General features: G+C 74.1%; 14 protein-coding genes. 12 read left to right on the forward strand and 2 right to left on the reverse strand.

Features of this window, described 5'->3' with window-relative positions; genetic code table 11:
* Nucleotides 1–15: 15 nt before the first annotated feature.
* The 3 genes from ACFQ8C_RS22740 to ACFQ8C_RS22750 are packed head-to-tail and all read left to right on the forward strand — an operon-like array spanning nucleotide 16 to nucleotide 2,710.
* On the forward strand, nucleotides 16–711 hold the full coding sequence (locus ACFQ8C_RS22740; RefSeq protein WP_383460482.1) for a DUF5819 family protein: 696 nt from the start codon (nucleotides 16–18) through the stop codon (nucleotides 709–711).
* On the forward strand, nucleotides 708–2,036 hold the full coding sequence (locus ACFQ8C_RS22745; protein ID WP_383460485.1) for an HTTM domain-containing protein: 1,329 nt from the start codon (nucleotides 708–710) through the stop codon (nucleotides 2,034–2,036). Before ACFQ8C_RS22740 ends, ACFQ8C_RS22745 begins: the two co-directional genes overlap by 4 nt.
* Nucleotides 2,033–2,710, forward strand: coding sequence for a TrmH family RNA methyltransferase (locus ACFQ8C_RS22750; protein WP_383460488.1), 678 nt, complete (start codon nucleotides 2,033–2,035; stop codon nucleotides 2,708–2,710). Before ACFQ8C_RS22745 ends, ACFQ8C_RS22750 begins: the two co-directional genes overlap by 4 nt.
* Before the next feature lie 71 nt (nucleotides 2,711–2,781).
* Here the strand turns inward: ACFQ8C_RS22750 and paaN are convergent, their stop codons facing one another.
* Complete coding sequence (gene paaN, locus ACFQ8C_RS22755; RefSeq protein ID WP_383460490.1) at nucleotides 2,782–4,479, reverse strand: phenylacetic acid degradation protein PaaN; 1,698 nt, start codon at nucleotides 4,477–4,479, stop codon at nucleotides 2,782–2,784.
* A 184-nt stretch (nucleotides 4,480–4,663) separates the two neighbouring features.
* Here paaN and ACFQ8C_RS22760 point away from each other — a divergent pair, with 184 nt between their 5' ends.
* Together ACFQ8C_RS22760 and ACFQ8C_RS22765 are read left to right on the forward strand one after the other, a co-directional pair.
* Nucleotides 4,664–6,178, forward strand: coding sequence for a 3-hydroxyacyl-CoA dehydrogenase (locus tag ACFQ8C_RS22760; protein WP_383460519.1), 1,515 nt, complete (start codon nucleotides 4,664–4,666; stop codon nucleotides 6,176–6,178).
* Nucleotides 6,175–6,765, forward strand: a complete 591-nt coding sequence (locus tag ACFQ8C_RS22765; protein ID WP_383460492.1) for a TetR/AcrR family transcriptional regulator — start codon at nucleotides 6,175–6,177, stop codon at nucleotides 6,763–6,765. Before ACFQ8C_RS22760 ends, ACFQ8C_RS22765 begins: the two co-directional genes overlap by 4 nt.
* Before the next feature lie 264 nt (nucleotides 6,766–7,029).
* Here ACFQ8C_RS22765 and ACFQ8C_RS22770 read toward each other — a convergent pair whose 3' ends face one another.
* On the reverse strand, nucleotides 7,030–7,596 hold the full coding sequence (locus ACFQ8C_RS22770; RefSeq protein ID WP_383460495.1) for an Lrp/AsnC family transcriptional regulator: 567 nt from the start codon (nucleotides 7,594–7,596) through the stop codon (nucleotides 7,030–7,032).
* Between the two features lie 186 nt (nucleotides 7,597–7,782).
* Between ACFQ8C_RS22770 and pdhA the strand changes: the two genes are divergently transcribed.
* The 7 genes from pdhA to ACFQ8C_RS22805 all read left to right on the forward strand — a co-directional run bounded on the left by pdhA (nucleotide 7,783) and on the right by ACFQ8C_RS22805 (nucleotide 15,892).
* Nucleotides 7,783–8,934 carry a pyruvate dehydrogenase (acetyl-transferring) E1 component subunit alpha gene (gene pdhA / locus ACFQ8C_RS22775; RefSeq protein WP_383460497.1) on the forward strand — a complete coding sequence of 384 codons (1,152 nt, stop codon included), beginning with the start codon at nucleotides 7,783–7,785 and terminating at the stop codon, nucleotides 8,932–8,934.
* Entirely contained in the window at nucleotides 8,931–9,965 is a 1,035-nt protein-coding gene (locus tag ACFQ8C_RS22780; protein WP_383460500.1) for an alpha-ketoacid dehydrogenase subunit beta, read from the forward strand. Before pdhA ends, ACFQ8C_RS22780 begins: the two co-directional genes overlap by 4 nt.
* Nucleotides 9,965–11,308 carry a dihydrolipoamide acetyltransferase family protein gene (locus tag ACFQ8C_RS22785; protein WP_383460503.1) on the forward strand — a complete coding sequence of 448 codons (1,344 nt, stop codon included), beginning with the start codon at nucleotides 9,965–9,967 and terminating at the stop codon, nucleotides 11,306–11,308. Before ACFQ8C_RS22780 ends, ACFQ8C_RS22785 begins: the two co-directional genes overlap by 1 nt.
* Before the next feature lie 115 nt (nucleotides 11,309–11,423).
* Nucleotides 11,424–12,296 (forward strand): DUF6457 domain-containing protein, encoded by an 873-nt coding sequence (locus tag ACFQ8C_RS22790; protein ID WP_383460505.1) that lies wholly within the window; start codon nucleotides 11,424–11,426, stop codon nucleotides 12,294–12,296.
* Nucleotides 12,293–13,705, forward strand: coding sequence for a molybdopterin molybdotransferase MoeA (locus ACFQ8C_RS22795; protein WP_383460508.1), 1,413 nt, complete (start codon nucleotides 12,293–12,295; stop codon nucleotides 13,703–13,705). The genes ACFQ8C_RS22790 and ACFQ8C_RS22795 overlap by 4 nt, the downstream gene beginning before the upstream one ends.
* The gene (locus ACFQ8C_RS22800; RefSeq protein ID WP_383460510.1) at nucleotides 13,693–14,784 is read left to right on the forward strand and encodes a potassium channel family protein; all 1,092 of its coding nucleotides are present in this window, start codon (nucleotides 13,693–13,695) and stop codon (nucleotides 14,782–14,784) included. The genes ACFQ8C_RS22795 and ACFQ8C_RS22800 overlap by 13 nt, the downstream gene beginning before the upstream one ends.
* 127 nt (nucleotides 14,785–14,911) lie before the next feature.
* Nucleotides 14,912–15,892: an NAD(P)H-quinone oxidoreductase gene (locus tag ACFQ8C_RS22805; RefSeq protein ID WP_383460513.1), complete on the forward strand. Its 981-nt coding sequence runs from the start codon at nucleotides 14,912–14,914 to the stop codon at nucleotides 15,890–15,892.
* Nucleotides 15,893–16,032 lie beyond the last annotated feature (140 nt).

Consider the following 16,032-nt stretch of genomic DNA (forward strand, 5'->3'; position numbering starts at 1 on the left):
CGGGATCGGGGTGGGATGAGCGCGCACATCGACGGCAGCGGGGAGCGGCGGCCGGCCGGAGGGATCCTGGCGCTGTCCATGCCGTACCAGGTGGTGGCGGCGGTGGCGCTCGCCGCCCTCGCGGTCCTCGCCTGCCTGCACCTGGCCATGGTCTTCCTGCACGTGGCGCCTTCGAACACGGTCACCAAGCAGCACGGGCAGGCCGTCGACGACTGGATCTACCCCGAGTTCGAACAGAACTGGAAGCTCTTCGCGCCCAACCCGCTCCAGCAGAACGTCTCGGTGCAGGTCCGCGCCGAGGTCTCCGGGCGCGACGGCTCCCGCCGCACCACCGGCTGGATCGACCTGACCGCCCAGGACGTCGAGGACGTCCGCGGCAGCGTCTTCCCCAGCCACACCCAGCAGAACCTGCTGCGCCGGGCGATCGACTGGTACGGCAACGCGCATGACGACGAGGGCCGCCCCAAGGGCATGCGGGGCCGGCTCTCGGAGGAGTACATGCGCAGGATCGTGCTGCTCCGCATCGAGGCGCCCGGGGCGCGCGCGGACGTCGGCGGGACGGTGGAGCGGATCCAGCTCCGCCGCACCGTCCGGCCCGTGGCCGCCCCGCACTGGAGCACCGAGAAGCGCTCCACCGAGCCCTCCAGCCGCCTGATGCCCTGGTGGGAGATCACCGACGCCGACCGCAGCCGTACGGAGACGAGCCGATGACCGCCCCCAGCCCCGCACCGGCCGCGGCCCCGGCGCGCGTGCCCTTCGACCGCAAGCTGGCCCGGGCGGCCCAGACCGTCACCTCGCGCGCGCTGGGCCCGTACCAGACCGCGATCGTCCGCATCGGCTTCTCGCTGACCTGGCTCTTCTTCCTGGTGCGGGAGTTCCCGCACCGGCACGAGATGTACGGCCCCGACGGCCCCTGGTCGTTCGAGATGGCCCGGCGGCTGATCGCCGACAACCGCGCCTTCACGGTCCTGATGTGGTCCGACGGACGGCTCTGGTTCGAGGTGGTCTACGGCCTGGCGGTGGCGGCCGCCGTGCTGCTGCTCCTCGGCTGGCACACCCGGGCCGTGTCGGTGGTCTTCATGGTCGGCGCGCTGTCGCTGCAGAACCGGTCCGTCTTCCTCGGCGACGGCGGCGACAACGTGGTGCACCTCGTCTCGATCTACCTCACGCTGCTCCGCTGCGGCCAGGTCTGGTCCCTGGACGCCCGGCGGGCCGCCCGCAGGGCGGCGGAGGGCCGGGAGGCCGCCGGCCGGGGCGAGCTCGCGGGTCCCGTCCTCTGGATCGTCCTCGGCGGGTTCCTGGTCGCCGCGACCTGGTTCAGCCCGGTCACCGGCGAGTGGTGGATGTACGTCCTGCTGTGGGTGCTCTGGCTCGGCCAGGGCCTGTGGTGGCTGGTCGAGCAGTACGCCCCCGGCGAGCCCCGCGTCCTCCTGGACGTGCTCGCGAACCTCGCCCACAACGCGGCCCTCATGGTCCTCATGGCCGAGGTCTGCCTGATCTACGCCACCGCCGGCTGGTACAAGATCCAGGGCTCGCGCTGGCAGGACGGCACCGCGCTCTTCTACCCGCTGCACCTGGACTACTTCACGCCCTGGCCGGAGCTCTCCGAGCTCCTCGCCTCCAGCGGGATCATGGTGATGCTGCTCAGCTACGGCACGGTGATCGTGCAGGTCGCCTTCCCGTTCACGCTGTTCAAGCGCAAGGTGAAGAACGTCCTGCTCGTCGCGATGATGCTGGAGCACGCGGGCATCGCGCTCCTGCTCGGCCTGCCGGCCTTCTCGCTGGCGATGATCGCCGCCGACGCGGTCTTCCTGCCCACGGTCTTCCTGGTGTGGCTGGGCGCGCGCGTGGCCTGGGGCCGTGACCGGCTGCTGCGGCGGAAGCCCGCCGCAGCCGGGCTGCCCCCGCAGCGGCCCGCGACGGGGGAGGCGGTCGACGCGGAGGCCGGAACCGACGCGGAGGCCGGAGGGCCGCCGGGCGGGGAGCCGGGCGGGGAGCCGGGCGGGGAGGCCGCTCCCCGTACCCTCGTCGGGTGAGCACCACCGAAGAACACCCCGCCCCGGACGGGGCCGAGCCGCTGCAGTACGACGAGGGCTACGGCCCCGAGATCGGCGTCGGCCCGCACCCCGAGCCGTGGCCGGAGGACCCGCGCCTCGACCGCGAACTGCTGGCCGAGGGCGACCGGCGCAACGTCGTCGACGCCTACCGGTACTGGACGCGGGAGGCGATCGTCGCCGACCTCGACACCCGCCGCCACGACTTCCACGTGGCCGTGGAGAACTGGGGCCACGACTTCAACATCGGGTCCGTGGTGCGTACCGCCAACGCCTTCCTGGCCAAGGAGGTGCACATCGTGGGGCGCCGGCGCTGGAACCGGCGCGGCGCCATGGTCACCGACCGCTACCAGCACGTGCGGCACCACCCCGACACCGAGGCGCTCACCGCCTGGGCGGCGGCCGAGGACCTGCCGATCATCGGCATCGACAACCTGCCGGGCTCGGTGCCGCTGGAGCGGACCGTGCTCCCCCGCCGCTGTGTGCTGCTCTTCGGGCAGGAGGGCCCCGGGCTGACCGAGGAGGCCCGCCGCCATGTGCGGACGGTCTGCTCGATCGCCCAGTTCGGCTCCACCCGGTCGATCAACGCCGGGGCGGCCGCCGCGATCGCCATGCACGCGTGGGTGCAGCGCTACGCGGAGATCGACGCCCCGTAGGGCCGTCCTCCGCGTCAAGGGCGGAGGTCCCGGAGGGCGGAGGCCCCGGAAGGGCCCCCGCCGGAGGGCCGTCAGGCCTGGCGGCGCACCTCGACCACCCGGAAGCGGTTGGAGACGAAGGCGCCGTCGCACAGCGCCGCGTTCGCCGCCGGGTTGCCGCCCGAGCCGTGGAAGTCGGAGAAGGCGGCCGTCTGGTTCACGTACACCCCGCCCGTCAGGTTGAGCGAGAGCTGCGCGGACTCCTCCAGGCAGATCTCCTCCACGGCCCGCTCGGTGTCGGCGGAGGTGGTGTACGCGCCGACCGTCATCGCGCCCTTGTCGCGGATCGTGCGCCGCAGCAGCTCCAGGCCGTCGGCCGTGGAGTCCACCGAGACGGCGAAGGAGACCGGGCCGAAGCACTCGGAGAGGTACGCCGCCTCCGCGTCCGGCTTGGAGCCGTCCAGCTTGACCATGACGGGGGTGCGGACGACCGCTTCCGGGAAGTCCGGGTTGGCGACCTCGCGGGAGGCCAGGGCGACCTCGCCGAGGCCGGCGGCCGCCTCCAGGCGGGCCTTCACGTCCGGGTTCACCAGGGCGCCGAGCAGGGCGTTGGCCCGGGCGTCGTCGCCGAGGAGGCCGCCGACGGCGGCGGCCAGGTCGGCCACCACCTCGTCGTAGGACCGGGGGCCCTGGTCGGTGGCGATGCCGTCCCGGGGGATCAGCAGGTTCTGCGGGGTGGTGCACATCTGGCCGCTGTACAGGGACAGCGAGAACGCCAGGTTGGAGAGCATCCCCTTGTAGTCGTCGGTGGAGTCGACCAGCACCGTGTTGACGCCGGCCTTCTCCGTGTAGACCTGCGCCTGGCGGGCGTTGGCCTCCAGCCAGTCGCCGAAGCCGGTCGAGCCGGTGTAGTCGATGATCCGGATCTCCGGGCGGACGGCGAGGGTCTTGGCGATGCCCTCGCCCGGACGCTCGGCGGCCAGCGCCACCAGGTTCGGGTCGAAGCCGGACTCGGCGAGGACCTCGCGGGCGATCTTCACGGTCAGCGCCAGCGGGAGGACCGCGCGCGGGTGGGGCTTCACCAGGACCGCGTTGCCCGTCGCGAGGGAGGCGAACAGGCCCGGGTAGCCGTTCCACGTCGGGAAGGTGTTGCAGCCGATGACCAGGGCGACGCCGCGGCCGACCGCGGTGAACTCCTTGCTCAGCTCCAGCGGGTCCCGCTTGCCCTGCGGCTTGGACCAGGCGGTCCGGCCGGCGGGGGTGCGGGTCTGCTCCTCGTACGCGTACGCCACCGCCTCCAGGCCGCGGTCCTGCGCGTGCGGGCCGCCGGCCTGGAACGCCATCATGAAGGCCTGGCCGCTGGTGTGCATGACGGCGTGGGCGAACTCGTGGGTGCGGGCCGAGATCCGGGCGAGGATCTCCAGGCAGACCAGGGCGCGGGTCTCCGGCCCGGCGTCGCGCCAGGCGGGCATCGCGGCGCGCATCGCGGGCAGCAGGACGTCGACGTCCGCGTGCGGGTACTCGACCCCGAGCGCGGGGCCGTACGGCGAGATCTCGCCGCCGGTCCAGCCGTCGGTGCCCGGCTGGTCGAGCTCGAAGCGGCCGTTCAGCACCGCCTCGTGGGCGGCGAGGCCCGCCGCCGCGTCCAGCGAACCGTCCGCGCCGTACGCCTTCGGATGCTCGGGATACGGCGACCAGTAGGCGCGGGTGCGGATGGTGGCGAGGGCCTGATCGAGCGTGGACCGGTGCTTGTCGGCCAGAACGTCGGTGGTCGGCTGGGCGGTGGCCATGGATGGACCAACTCCTCGTCGAGCTGGGCAGGGAGACGCGTACGGAGTTAGAGTAACCGAACGATCGGTCGGGACAAGGGGGTCCGCCGATCCTGTGGAAAACCCATCGGGGAGGATCACTCCTATGAGCGCCGACACGAGCGCCGACGCGCACGCCAACGGGACCGTCAGGGGGAGCGCCACCATGGACGACGCAATCGGACGGGACCGGACCGTCGCGGTGGTCGGCACCGGCACCATGGGCCAGGGGATCGCGCAGGTGGCGCTCGCCGCCGGCCATCCCGTACGGCTCTACGACAGCGCCCCCGGCCGGGCCGCCGAGGCGGTCGCCGCGATCGGCGCCCGGCTGGACCGGCTCGTCGAGAAGGGGCGGATGGACGCCGCCGGGCGCGAGGCCGCCGCCGGACGGCTGCACGCCGCCGCGGACCTCGCCGAGCTCGCCGACGCGGCCCTCGTCGTCGAGGCGATCGTCGAGGACCTCTCGGTCAAGCAGCGGCTCTTCGCCGACCTGGAGAAGACCGTCGGCGACGACGCCCTCCTCGCCACCAACACCTCCTCCCTCTCCGTCACCGCCATCGCCGGAGGGCTGCGGCTGCCCGGCCGCTTCGTCGGCCTGCACTTCTTCAACCCGGCGCCGCTGCTCCCCCTCGTCGAGGTCGTCCGGGGCTTCGCCACCGACGAGACCGCCGCCACGCGCGCGTACGAGACGGTCAAGGCCTGGGGCAAGACGCCGGTGCGCTGCGCCGACACCCCCGGCTTCCTCGTCAACCGGATCGCCCGGCCCTTCTACGCGGAGGCCTTCCGCGTCCTGGAGGAGGGCGGCGCCGACCCGGCGACCATCGACGCGGTGCTGCGCGAGTCCGGCGGCTTCCGGATGGGCCCCTTCGAGCTGACCGACCTGATCGGGCAGGACGTCAACGAGGCCGTGACCCGCTCCGTGTGGGACTCCTTCTTCCAGGACCCGAAGTTCACGCCGTCGCTGGCGCAGCGCAGGCTGGTCGAGTCGGGGCGCCACGGCCGGAAGACGGGGCACGGCTGGTTCTCCTACGCGGAGGGCGCCGAGCGGCCCGAGCCGCACACGGCGCCGCCCGCGAAGGCTCCGGAGCGGATCACCGTCCGCGGCGACCTCGGGCCGGCCGAGCCGCTGGTGGGGCTCTTCGAGGCGGCGGGGATCACCGTCCGGCGCAAGAAGGGCGAGGGTTTCGTCGACCTGCCGGGAGGCGTGCGGCTCAGCCTCGTGGACGGCGAGAGCTCCTTCGAGTACCACCAGGAGGAGATCGTCTACTTCGACCTGGCGCTGGACTACGCGGCGGCGGGCCGGATCGCCCTGTCGGCCCGGGAGGGGATCGCCCCCGAGGCCCTCGCCGAGGCCGTCGGGCTCTTCCAGGCGCTGGGCAAGCAGGTCTCCGTGATCGGCGACGTGCCCGGCATGATCGTGGGCCGGACGGTCGCGATGCTGGTCGACCTCGCCGTCGACGCCGTCGACCGGGGCGTCGCCACCGCCGAGGACGTCGACACGGCCATGCGGCTCGGGGTCAACTACCCCGCCGGGCCGCTGGAGTGGGCGGAGAAGGTCGGGCACCGGCGGCTCTGCGCCCTGCTGAGGCAGTTGCACGAGCGGTACGCGACGGGCCGGTACGCCCCCGCGGTCGGCCTCGTGCGCCGCGGTTACACCGAGGAAGCGGAGGAGCTCCGATGACCACCGCCAGACGCGACACCTACACCCCCGAGACACTGCTCACGGTCGCCGTGCGGGTCTTCAACGAGCGCGGTTACGACGGCACCTCCATGGAGCACCTGTCCAAGGCGGCCGGGATCTCCAAGTCCTCGATCTACCACCACGTGACGGGCAAGGAGGAGCTGCTGCGGCGGGCGGTCAGCCGGGCGCTCGACGGGCTCTTCTCGGTCCTGGACGAGCCGGGCGCGGTGCGCGGGCGGGCGGTGGAGCGGGTCGAGTACGTCACCCGCCGGACCGTCGAGGTGCTGATAGCGGAGCTGCCGTACGTGACGCTGCTGCTGCGGGTGCGGGGCAACACCGCGACCGAGCGGTGGGCGATGGAGCGGCGCCGGGAGTTCGACCAGCGGGTGGCCGAGCTGCTGGGAGCGGCCGCCGCCGAGGGCGATCTGCGGTCCGACGTGGACATCCGGCTCGCGACCCGGCTCCTCTTCGGCATGATCAACTCGTTGGTGGAGTGGTACCGGCCGCATCCGGACCAGGCGGAGCGCGAGCAGCTCGCGGAGACCGTCGTCCACCTGGCGTTCGACGGGCTGCGGAAGGCCCGCTGAGGCGGCCCCAGACGACCCCCGGCCCCAGGCGGCCCCAGGGCAGCCCCAGGCGGCTCTTGGGCTCTCTTGGGCTTCCACCCCGTCCCGGAACCGGCCCCGAGGGGCCTCCAGGTCGTCCCGAGGGCGCCTGGCGGGCCCGAGGCGGGCTGAGGTGGTCCTGAAGCGGTCCTGGAGCGGTCCTGAGGCAGGAAACGGCGGGAAGCACGGAAGGGGGCTGTGGGTTTCGAGACCCGCAGCCCCCTTCCGTGCTTCCCGCGCGGGCTCTCAGGGCCTCGGGTCGGCGCTCATGTCCATCTCGTCGAAGACCAGCAGGGTGCGGGTGGACAGGACCTCAGGGATCGCCTGGAGGCGGGTGAGGACCAGTTCGCGCAGGGTCCTGTTGTCCGGGGTGTGGACCAGCAGCAGGACGTCGAAGTCCCCGCTGACCAGCGCGATGTGCGCGGCCCCCGGAAGCGCCCTGAGCTGTTCGCGGACCGTGCGCCAGGAGTTCTGGACGATCTTGAGCGTGATGTAGGCGGAGGCGCCGTGGCCGGCCCGCTCGTGGTTGACCCGGGCGCTGAAGCCGCGGATCACGCCGTCGTCGATGAGCCGGTTGATCCGCGCGTACGCGTTGGCCCGGGAGACGTGCACCCGCTCGGCCACGGAACGTACCGAGGCGCGGCCGTCCGTCTGGAGCAACCGCAGGATGTCCCGGTCTATCGCGTCCAGAGGGCGTGCCGGAGCGGCGTGCGCCGGCGTGTCCGAGGGAGCGCTCAGCACCTCGCCCGTCACGTCCCCCGCCGACTCGTCCGGGGCACCGCCCCGGGCGACGGCCATTTGTTCATCCGCCATGTCCCCCCGCCTCTCTCCGGTGGACGACCTGCCTCTATCCCAGGCTGTGGAGAACCGTTTGTCCACAGGCTGGAGGTGCCTGTAGCCAAAATGCCTCCACGACCGAACAATCGGTAGGTGAGGCGCGCCACACCCGCGCCACCCGCCTTCGGGTCTTATGCCCGCTCCCACGAGGAGGTGGACTCGTTGCAACAGCGCAGTTCGACAGTCCAGGAGCCGCTCACCGAGACGGCCTACCGGCCCACGCCGCCACCCGCCTGGCGACCGCGGACCGATCCCGCCCCGCTACTGCCCGACACCGAGCCGCTGCGCGTGCTCGGCACCGACGCCGTGGCCGACGCCGACCCCGCGCTGCTGCGCCGGCTCTACGCGGAACTGGTCCGCGGCCGCCGGTACAACGCCCAGGCGACCGCCCTCACCAAGCAGGGCCGGCTCGCGGTCTACCCCTCCACCACCGGCCAGGAGGCGTGCGAGGTCGCCGCCGCCCTCGCCCTGGAGGAGCGGGACTGGCTCTTCCCGTCGTACCGGGACACCCTCGCGGCCGTCGCCCGGGGTCTCGACCCCGTGCAGGCGCTGACCCTGCTGCGCGGCGACTGGCACACCGGCTACGACCCGCGCGAGTACCGCGTCGCGCCGCTGTGCACCCCGCTCGCCACCCAGCTGCCGCACGCCGTGGGCCTCGCCCACGCGGCCCGGCTCAAGGGCGACGACGTGGTCGCGCTCGCCATGGTCGGCGACGGCGGCACCAGCGAGGGCGACTTCCACGAGGCGCTGAACTTCGCCGCCGTCTGGCAGGCGCCGGTGGTCTTCTTCGTGCAGAACAACGGCTTCGCGATCTCGGTGCCGCTCGCCAAGCAGACCGCCGCCCCCTCCCTCGCCCACAAGGCCGTCGGGTACGGCATGCCGGGCCGTCTGGTCGACGGCAACGACGTGGTCGCGGTGCACCAGGTGCTCACCGAGGCCGTGGCACGCGCGCGGCGCGGCGGCGGTCCGACCCTCGTGGAGGCGATCACCTACCGGATCGACGCCCACACCAACGCCGACGACGCCACCCGCTACCGCGCGGAGGGCGAGGTCGAGACCTGGCGGGCGCACGACCCGGTGCTGCTCCTGGAGCGCGAGCTGACCGAGCGGGGCCTGCTCGACGAGGACGGCCGCCGCGAGGCCGCCGAGGCCGCCGAGACGATGGCGGCGCAGCTGCGCGAGCGGATGAACGCCGACCCGGTGCTCGACCCGATGGACCTCTTCACCCACGTCTACGCCGAGCAGACCGCGCAGCTGCGCGAGCAGGCGGCGCAGCTGCGGGCCGAACTCGAAGCGGAGGGCGAGAGCCGATGACGACGGCGACGACCGGCGCGGCCGCCAAGGCGGCGGGCCGGACCAAGCCGGCCACGATGGCGCAGGCGCTCCAGCGCGCCATGCGCGACGCGATGGCCGAGGACCCGACCGTCCACGTGATGGGCGAGGACGTCGGCACCCTCGGCGGGGTCTTCCGGGTCACCGACGGGCTCGCCAAGGAGTTCGGCGAGGACCGCTGCACGGACACGCCGCTGGCCGAGGCGGGCATCCTCGGCACCGCCGTCGGCATGGCCATGTACGGGCTGCGGCCGGTGGTGGAGATGCAGTTCGACGCGTTCGCCTACCCGGCGTTCGAACAGCTCGTCTCGCACGTGGCGAAGATGCGGAACCGGACGCGCGGCGCGATGCCGATGCCGATGGTCATCCGGGTGCCGTACGGCGGCGGGATCGGCGGCGTCGAGCACCACAGCGACTCCTCCGAGATCTACTACATGGCCACCCCCGGCCTGCACGTGGTCACCCCGGCGACCGTCGAGGACGCCTACGGGCTGCTGCGGGCGGCGATCGCCTCCGACGACCCGGTCGTCTTCCTGGAGCCCAAGCGGCTCTACTGGTCGAAGTCCGACTGGTCGCCCGAGGCACCCGCGCGCGTGGAGCCCATCGGGAAGGCCGTGGTCCGCCGGCCCGGCACCAGCGCCACCCTGATCACCTACGGTCCCTCGCTGCCGGTCTGCCTGGAGGCGGCCGAGGCGGCCACGGCCGAGGGCTGGGACCTGGAGGTCCTCGACCTCCGCTCGCTCGTGCCCTTCGACGACGAGACCGTCGCCGCGTCGGTGCGGCGCACCGGGCGCGCGGTCGTGGTGCACGAGTCCGGCGGTTTCGCCGGCCCCGGCGCGGAGATCGCGGCCCGGGTCATGGAGCGCTGCTTCCACCACCTGGAGGCGCCGGTGCTGCGGGTCGCGGGCTTCGACCTCCCCTACCCGCCGCCGATGCTGGAGCGGCACCACCTGCCCGGCGTCGACCGGGTCCTGGACGCGGTCGCGCGGCTCCAGTGGGAGGCGGGGAACTGATGGCCCAGGTCCTGGAGTTCAAGCTGCCCGACCTCGGTGAGGGACTCACCGAGGCGGAGATCGTCCGCTGGCTGGTGGCCGTCGGCGACGTGGTCGCGATCGACCAGCCGGTCGTCGAGGTCGAGACCGCGAAGGCGATGGTGGAGGTGCCGTGCCCGTACGGGGGCGTGGTCACCGCCCGCTTCGGCGAGGAGGGCACCGAACTGCCCGTCGGCGCGCCGCTGCTGACGGTCGCGGTCGGGGCGCCGGCCGAGGCGGGAGCGCCCGCCGCCGCGCCCGCGGCTTCACCCGCCGCCGCGCCCTCGTCCGGGGCGGCCGATGCGGCGGTGTCCTCGGAGTACTCGGGCAACGTCCTCGTCGGGTACGGCACGGCGGGCCCCGCGGCCCGGCGGCGCCGGATCCGTCCCCAGTCCCCGGCCGTCGCGCATCCCACGCCGAACGCGACGGCCGGTCCCGCGGGGCCCGTCCCCGTGATCTCCCCGCTGGTGCGGAAGCTGGCCCGTGACCGGGGTCTCGACCTGCGGGAGGTGCGCGGCTCGGGTCCCGACGGCCTGATCCTGCGCGCCGACGTCGAGCGGGTCATCGCCGCGCGGGAGGAGCCCGTGGCGCCGGTTGTGACGGCCGCAGCCCCCGGGCCGGCCGCGGTCGCCCCCCTCGGGGAGCGGATTCCGCTGCGCGGGCTGCGCGGAGTGGTGGCCGACAAGCTCTCCCGGAGCCGTACGGAGATCCCCGACGCGACCTGCTGGGTGGACGCCGACGCCACCGAACTCATGGCCGCGCGGGCGGCGATGAACGCGGCGGGCGGGCCGAAGATCTCGCTCCTCGCGCTCCTCGCCCGGATCTGCGTCCACGCCCTGGGCCGCTTCCCCGAGCTGAACTCCACCGTGGACACGGCGGCCCGCGAGATCGTCCGGCTGCCCTCGGTGCACCTCGGCTTCGCCGCGCAGACCCCGCGCGGGCTCGTCGTCCCGGTGGTCCGGGACGCCGGTACCCGCACCGCGGAGTCGCTGACCGAGGAGTTCGCCCGGCTCACCGAGTCGGCCCGGCAGGGCGCGCTCACGCCGGCCGACCTCACCGGCGGCACCTTCACCCTCAACAACTACGGGGTGTTCGGGGTGGACGGCTCCACGCCGATCATCAACCACCCCGAGGCGGCGATGCTGGGCGTCGGCCGGATCATCCCCAAGCCCTGGGTGCACCAGGGCGAGCTGGCGGTCCGTCAGGTGGTGCAGCTCTCGCTCACCTTCGACCACCGCGTGTGCGACGGGGGCACGGCCGGCGGGTTCCTCCGCTACGTCGCGGACTGCGTCGAACGGCCCGCGGTGCTGCTCCGCACGGTCTGACCACGACGGACGGGGCCGTACGGCCCCGATCGGACCGCCCCCGGACCGCCTTCCCGCCCGTCTCACCAGGAGACCGGCCGGGCGGGGGACGGGGGCGGCGGACCATACTGCTCGGGTGACCACCGCATATGACGCCGTCGTGCTCGCCGGAGGTGCCGCGCGGCGCCTCGGCGGTGTGGACAAACCAGGGGTGAGGGTCGGCGGGCGGGCCCTGCTCGACCGGGTGCTCGCCGCCTGCGCCGGGGCGCGCCGGACCGTGGTCGTGGGCGATCCGCGCCCGACCGTCCGGCCCGTCGAATGGACCCGCGAGGAGCGGATCGGGACGGGTCCCGTGGCCGCTCTCGACGCCGGAGTCGCCGCGCTCGGCGCCCGCGGCGTTCTGCTCGTCCTCTCCGCCGATCTGCCGTTCCTCGGCGAGGCGACGGTTCTGCGGCTGCTCGGAGCGCTCGACGGCGATCCGGGGGCCGAGGGAGCGCTGCTCGTCGACGGGGACGGGCGGGAACAGCCGCTCGTCGCCGCCTACCGGGTCGATGCCCTGCGCCGGGAGTCCGACGAGCTGCGGAAGGCGCACGGAGGGCTCGACCACCTGCCGTTGCGCGCGCTCGTGGGAGGGCTGCGGGTCGTGCGGGTTCCGGTGGGGGCGGAGGAGCCGGCGGCCTCGTTCGACTGCGACACCTGGGAGGACATCGCCACGGCCCGGGCGCGCATCAGGGACCATGGATCCGTGCTGGACGAATGGATCACCGCAGTCAAGACCGAACTGGGCCTCGACCTGGACGTCGACACCGGCGTCCTGCTCGACCTGGCCCGGGACGCCGCCCACGGCGTGGCCCGCCCCGCCGCGCCCCTGACGACCTTCCTCGTCGGCTACGCGGCGGCCAAGGCCGCCGAGGGAGGCACCGCCCCCGCCGAGGCGGTCGCCGAGGCCTCCCGCAAGGCCGCCGCCCTCGCCCAACGCTGGGCCGCCGAACAGGACGAGGCCGGATGACCGCCGGACAACCCGCCGTCTCCCCGTCTCCCGCCCCCGCTTCCGCGCCGGCCCCCGGGACGGCCCACGGGCACCATCGGGCCACCCCCTGGCCCGAGGCCCGCGCCCGTGCCGCACGGGCCGGGAGCGAGGCCAGGGCGGCGGTGGAGCGCCCGGCCGTGCGCGTGCCGCTCGGGCAGGCGCTCGGGCGGACCCTCGCCGAGCCGCTGCGGGCGCTCACCGATCTGCCCTCCTTCGACGGATCCGCCATGGACGGCTGGGCGGTCGCCGGGCCGGGGCCCTGGACGGTGCGCGAGGAGTCCGTCCTCGCCGGGCACGCCGGGGCCGCCGCCCTCGCCCCGGGGGAAGCGGTACGGATCGCCACCGGCGCCCGCGTCCCCGCCGGCGCCACCGCCGTCGTCCGCTCCGAGCACTCCCGCGCCGAGCCCGGGGCCGGAACGGTTCTGCTGCACCCCCTCCGGGAGGTCGTGACCGGACAGGACATCCGTCCCCGGGGCCAGGAGTGCCGGGCGGGCGACGAACTGCTGGCCGCCGGGGCCCTCGTCGGCCCCGCCGTCCTCGGTCTCGCCGCCGCCGCCGGATACGACGGGCTCGCCGTGGCGCACCGCCCCCGGGTGGAGGTCCTCGTCCTCGGTGACGAGCTGCTGACGGCCGGGCTCCCCCGCGAGGGCCTGATCCGCGACGCGCTCGGCCCGATGCTCGGCCCCTGGCTGGCGGCGCTCGGCGCCGAGGTCCTGGCGACCCGCCGGATCGGCGACGACGCCGAGGCCCTGTACACGGCCGTCACCACCTCCGCCGCCGACCTCGTCGTCACCACCGGAGGCACCGCCGCGGGGCCCGTGGACCATGTCCACCGGGTCCTCGACAAGGCCGGCGCCACCCTCCTGGTCGACGGGGTGAAGGTCCGCCCCGGCCATCCGATGCTGCTGGCCCGGCTGGACGCCGGACGCCATCTCGTCGGACTGCCGGGCAACCCCCTGGCCGCCGTCTCCGGCCTCCTCACCCTCGCCGCGCCCCTGCTGGCCGCGCTGACGACCGCACCGGCCCCGGGCGAGGTACCCGCTCCCGCCCCGGGCGAGGCAGCCGCTCCCGCACCCGGCGAGGCAGCCGCTCCCGCACCCGGCGAGGTGCCCGCCCCTGCCTCGGTGCCCGCGTCAGCCGCCCCGGCCCCCCTCCGCGATGCCGTCCAGGGCCACCCGCACGACACCCGGCTCGTGCCCGTCATCCACCGGGACGGGCTCGTGGTGCCCCTGCACTACAACGGACCGGCCATGCTGCGGGGCATAGCCGCCGCCGACGCCATGGCCGTGGTCCCGCCCGGGGGAGCCGAGCCCGGACGGCGCCTTGAGCTGCTCGCCCTCCCCTGGCCGACCGAGCCGCCGTTCGCTCAAGGAGCATGTTTCACGTGAAACTTCCCAGCCGTGACGTCATGGCCCGCCATGCCGACGAAAAGGTCACCGGCTCGCGGATCGCGCTGCCCCGCCGGTCGGTGGACCCGCTCCGCCAGGTCGGCCGCCGTCTCCTCATGGCCCTCGGGGTCCTGTTCCTGACGGTCCTCATCGTCTACGCGGACCGCGACGGCTACCACGACAACGCCAACGAGACCGTCGACTTCCTCGACTGCGCCTACTACGCGACCGTCACCCTCTCCACCACCGGATACGGCGACATCGTCCCGTACAGCGATTCCGCGCGGCTCGTCAACATCCTGGTGATCACGCCCCTGCGCGTGCTGTTCCTGATCATCCTGGTCGGCACCACTCTCGAGGTCCTCACCGAACGGACCCGGGAGGAGTTCCGGCTGAAGCACTGGAGGTCCACCTTGCGCGACCACACCGTGATCGTCGGTTTCGGCACGAAGGGGCGGTCCGCGATCCAGACCCTCTGTGCCACCGGCCTCCGCAAGGACCAGATCGTCATCGTCGACCCCTCCGGCAAGGTCATCGAGGCCGCCAACCTCGACGGCTTCGTCGGCGTCGTCGGCGACGGCACCCGCAGCGACGTCCTGCTCAGGGCCGAGGTCCAGCGGGCCCGCCAGGTCGTCATCGCCACCCAGCGCGACGACACCGCCGTCCTGGTCACCCTGACCGCCCGCCAGCTCAACCGGGGCGCGAAGATCGTCGCCGCCGTCCGCGAGGAGGAGAACGCGCCGCTGCTCCGCCAGTCCGGCGCCGACGCGGTCATCACCAGCGCCTCCGCCGCCGGCCGGCTCCTCGGCCTCTCCGTGCTCAGCCCCAGCGCGGGCACGGTCATGGAGGACCTGATCCAGCAGGGTTCCGGCCTCGACCTGGTCGAACGCCCGGTGACCAAGGCCGAGGCGGGCCGCAGCGTCCGGGAGACCGAGGACCTGGTGGTGAGCGTGCTGCGCGGCCACCGGCTGCTCGGCTACGACGACCCGGCGGCCAGCCCCCTCCAGCTCACGGACCGGGTCATCACCATCGTCCGGGCCGCCCCCGTCACCCCGCTCACCACGCCGCCGCAGGACTGACCGCCCTCGGAACGGCGCCGGTCCCTGAGGGCCTACCCGCCCTCGGGGACGCCGTCGGAGGGCCGACCGGCCCCGGGAAAGCCGCCGGAGGCTGACCCGGGAACGGCGCCGGAGTAGCCTCGCGGCCATGCATGCGATCACGATTCCGGAAGCCGGCGGCCCCGAGGCCCTCGTCTGGGCCGAGGTGCCCGATCCCGTGCCCGGTGAGGGCGAGGTCCTCGTCGAGGTGGTGGCGAGCGCCGTCAACCGCGCCGACGTCCTCCAGCGGCAGGGCTTCTACAACCCGCCGCCCGGCACCTCGCCCTACCCCGGCCTGGAGTGCGCCGGACGGATCACCGCCCTCGGCCCGGGGGTCTCCGGCTGGTCCGTCGGCGACGAGGTCTGCGCCCTGCTCGTCGGCGGCGGCTACGCCCAGCGGGTCGCCGTCCCGGCCGGCCAGCTGCTCCCGGTCCCGAAGGGCGTCGACCTGGTCACGGCCGCCGCGCTCCCCGAGGTCGCCTGCACGGTCTGGTCCAACATCTTCATGATCGCCCATCTGCGGCCCGGCGAGACCCTGCTGGTGCACGGCGGGGCCAGCGGCATCGGCACGATGGCGATCCAGCTGGCCAAGGCGGTCGGCGCGAAGGTCGCCGTCACCGCGGGCAGCCCGGAGAAGCTGGCCCGCTGCGCCGAGCTCGGCGCGGACGTGCTGATCGACTACCGCACCCAGGACTTCGTCGAGGAGCTCCACAAGGCCACCGGCGGTGCGGGCGCGGACGTGATCCTGGACATCATGGGCGCCAAGTACCTGGACCGGAACGTCCAGGCCCTCGCCGTGAGCGGCCGCCTGGTCGTCATCGGCCTCCAGGGCGGGGTCAAGGCCGAGCTGAACCTCGGCGCGCTGCTCGCCAAGCGGGCCGCCGTGCTGGCGACGACCCTGCGCGCCCGCCCGCTCCAGGAGAAGGCGGCGATCGTCGCGGCCGTCCGCGAGCACGTCTGGCCGCTGGTCGAGGGCGGTACGGTCCGCCCGGTCGTCGACCGGACGCTGCCGATGACGGAGGCCGCGAAGGCCCACCGCGTCCTGGAGTCCGGTGCCCACGTCGGCAAGGTCCTGCTGCTGGCCCCCTGAGGCACGAACCCTCCTACCCGGACCCCCGGACCCGGCCCCCTGGACCCCTGACCCCCGGACTCCTGACCCCGGGCTCCCGGGCTCCCTGGCTCCCGGTCCCCTGGAGACACGGAGACGGGCCCGGCGCACTCGTGGTGCGC

This window comes from Streptomyces sp. NPDC056503 (assembly GCF_042794995.1).
Lineage (GTDB): Bacteria > Actinomycetota > Actinomycetes > Streptomycetales > Streptomycetaceae > Streptomyces.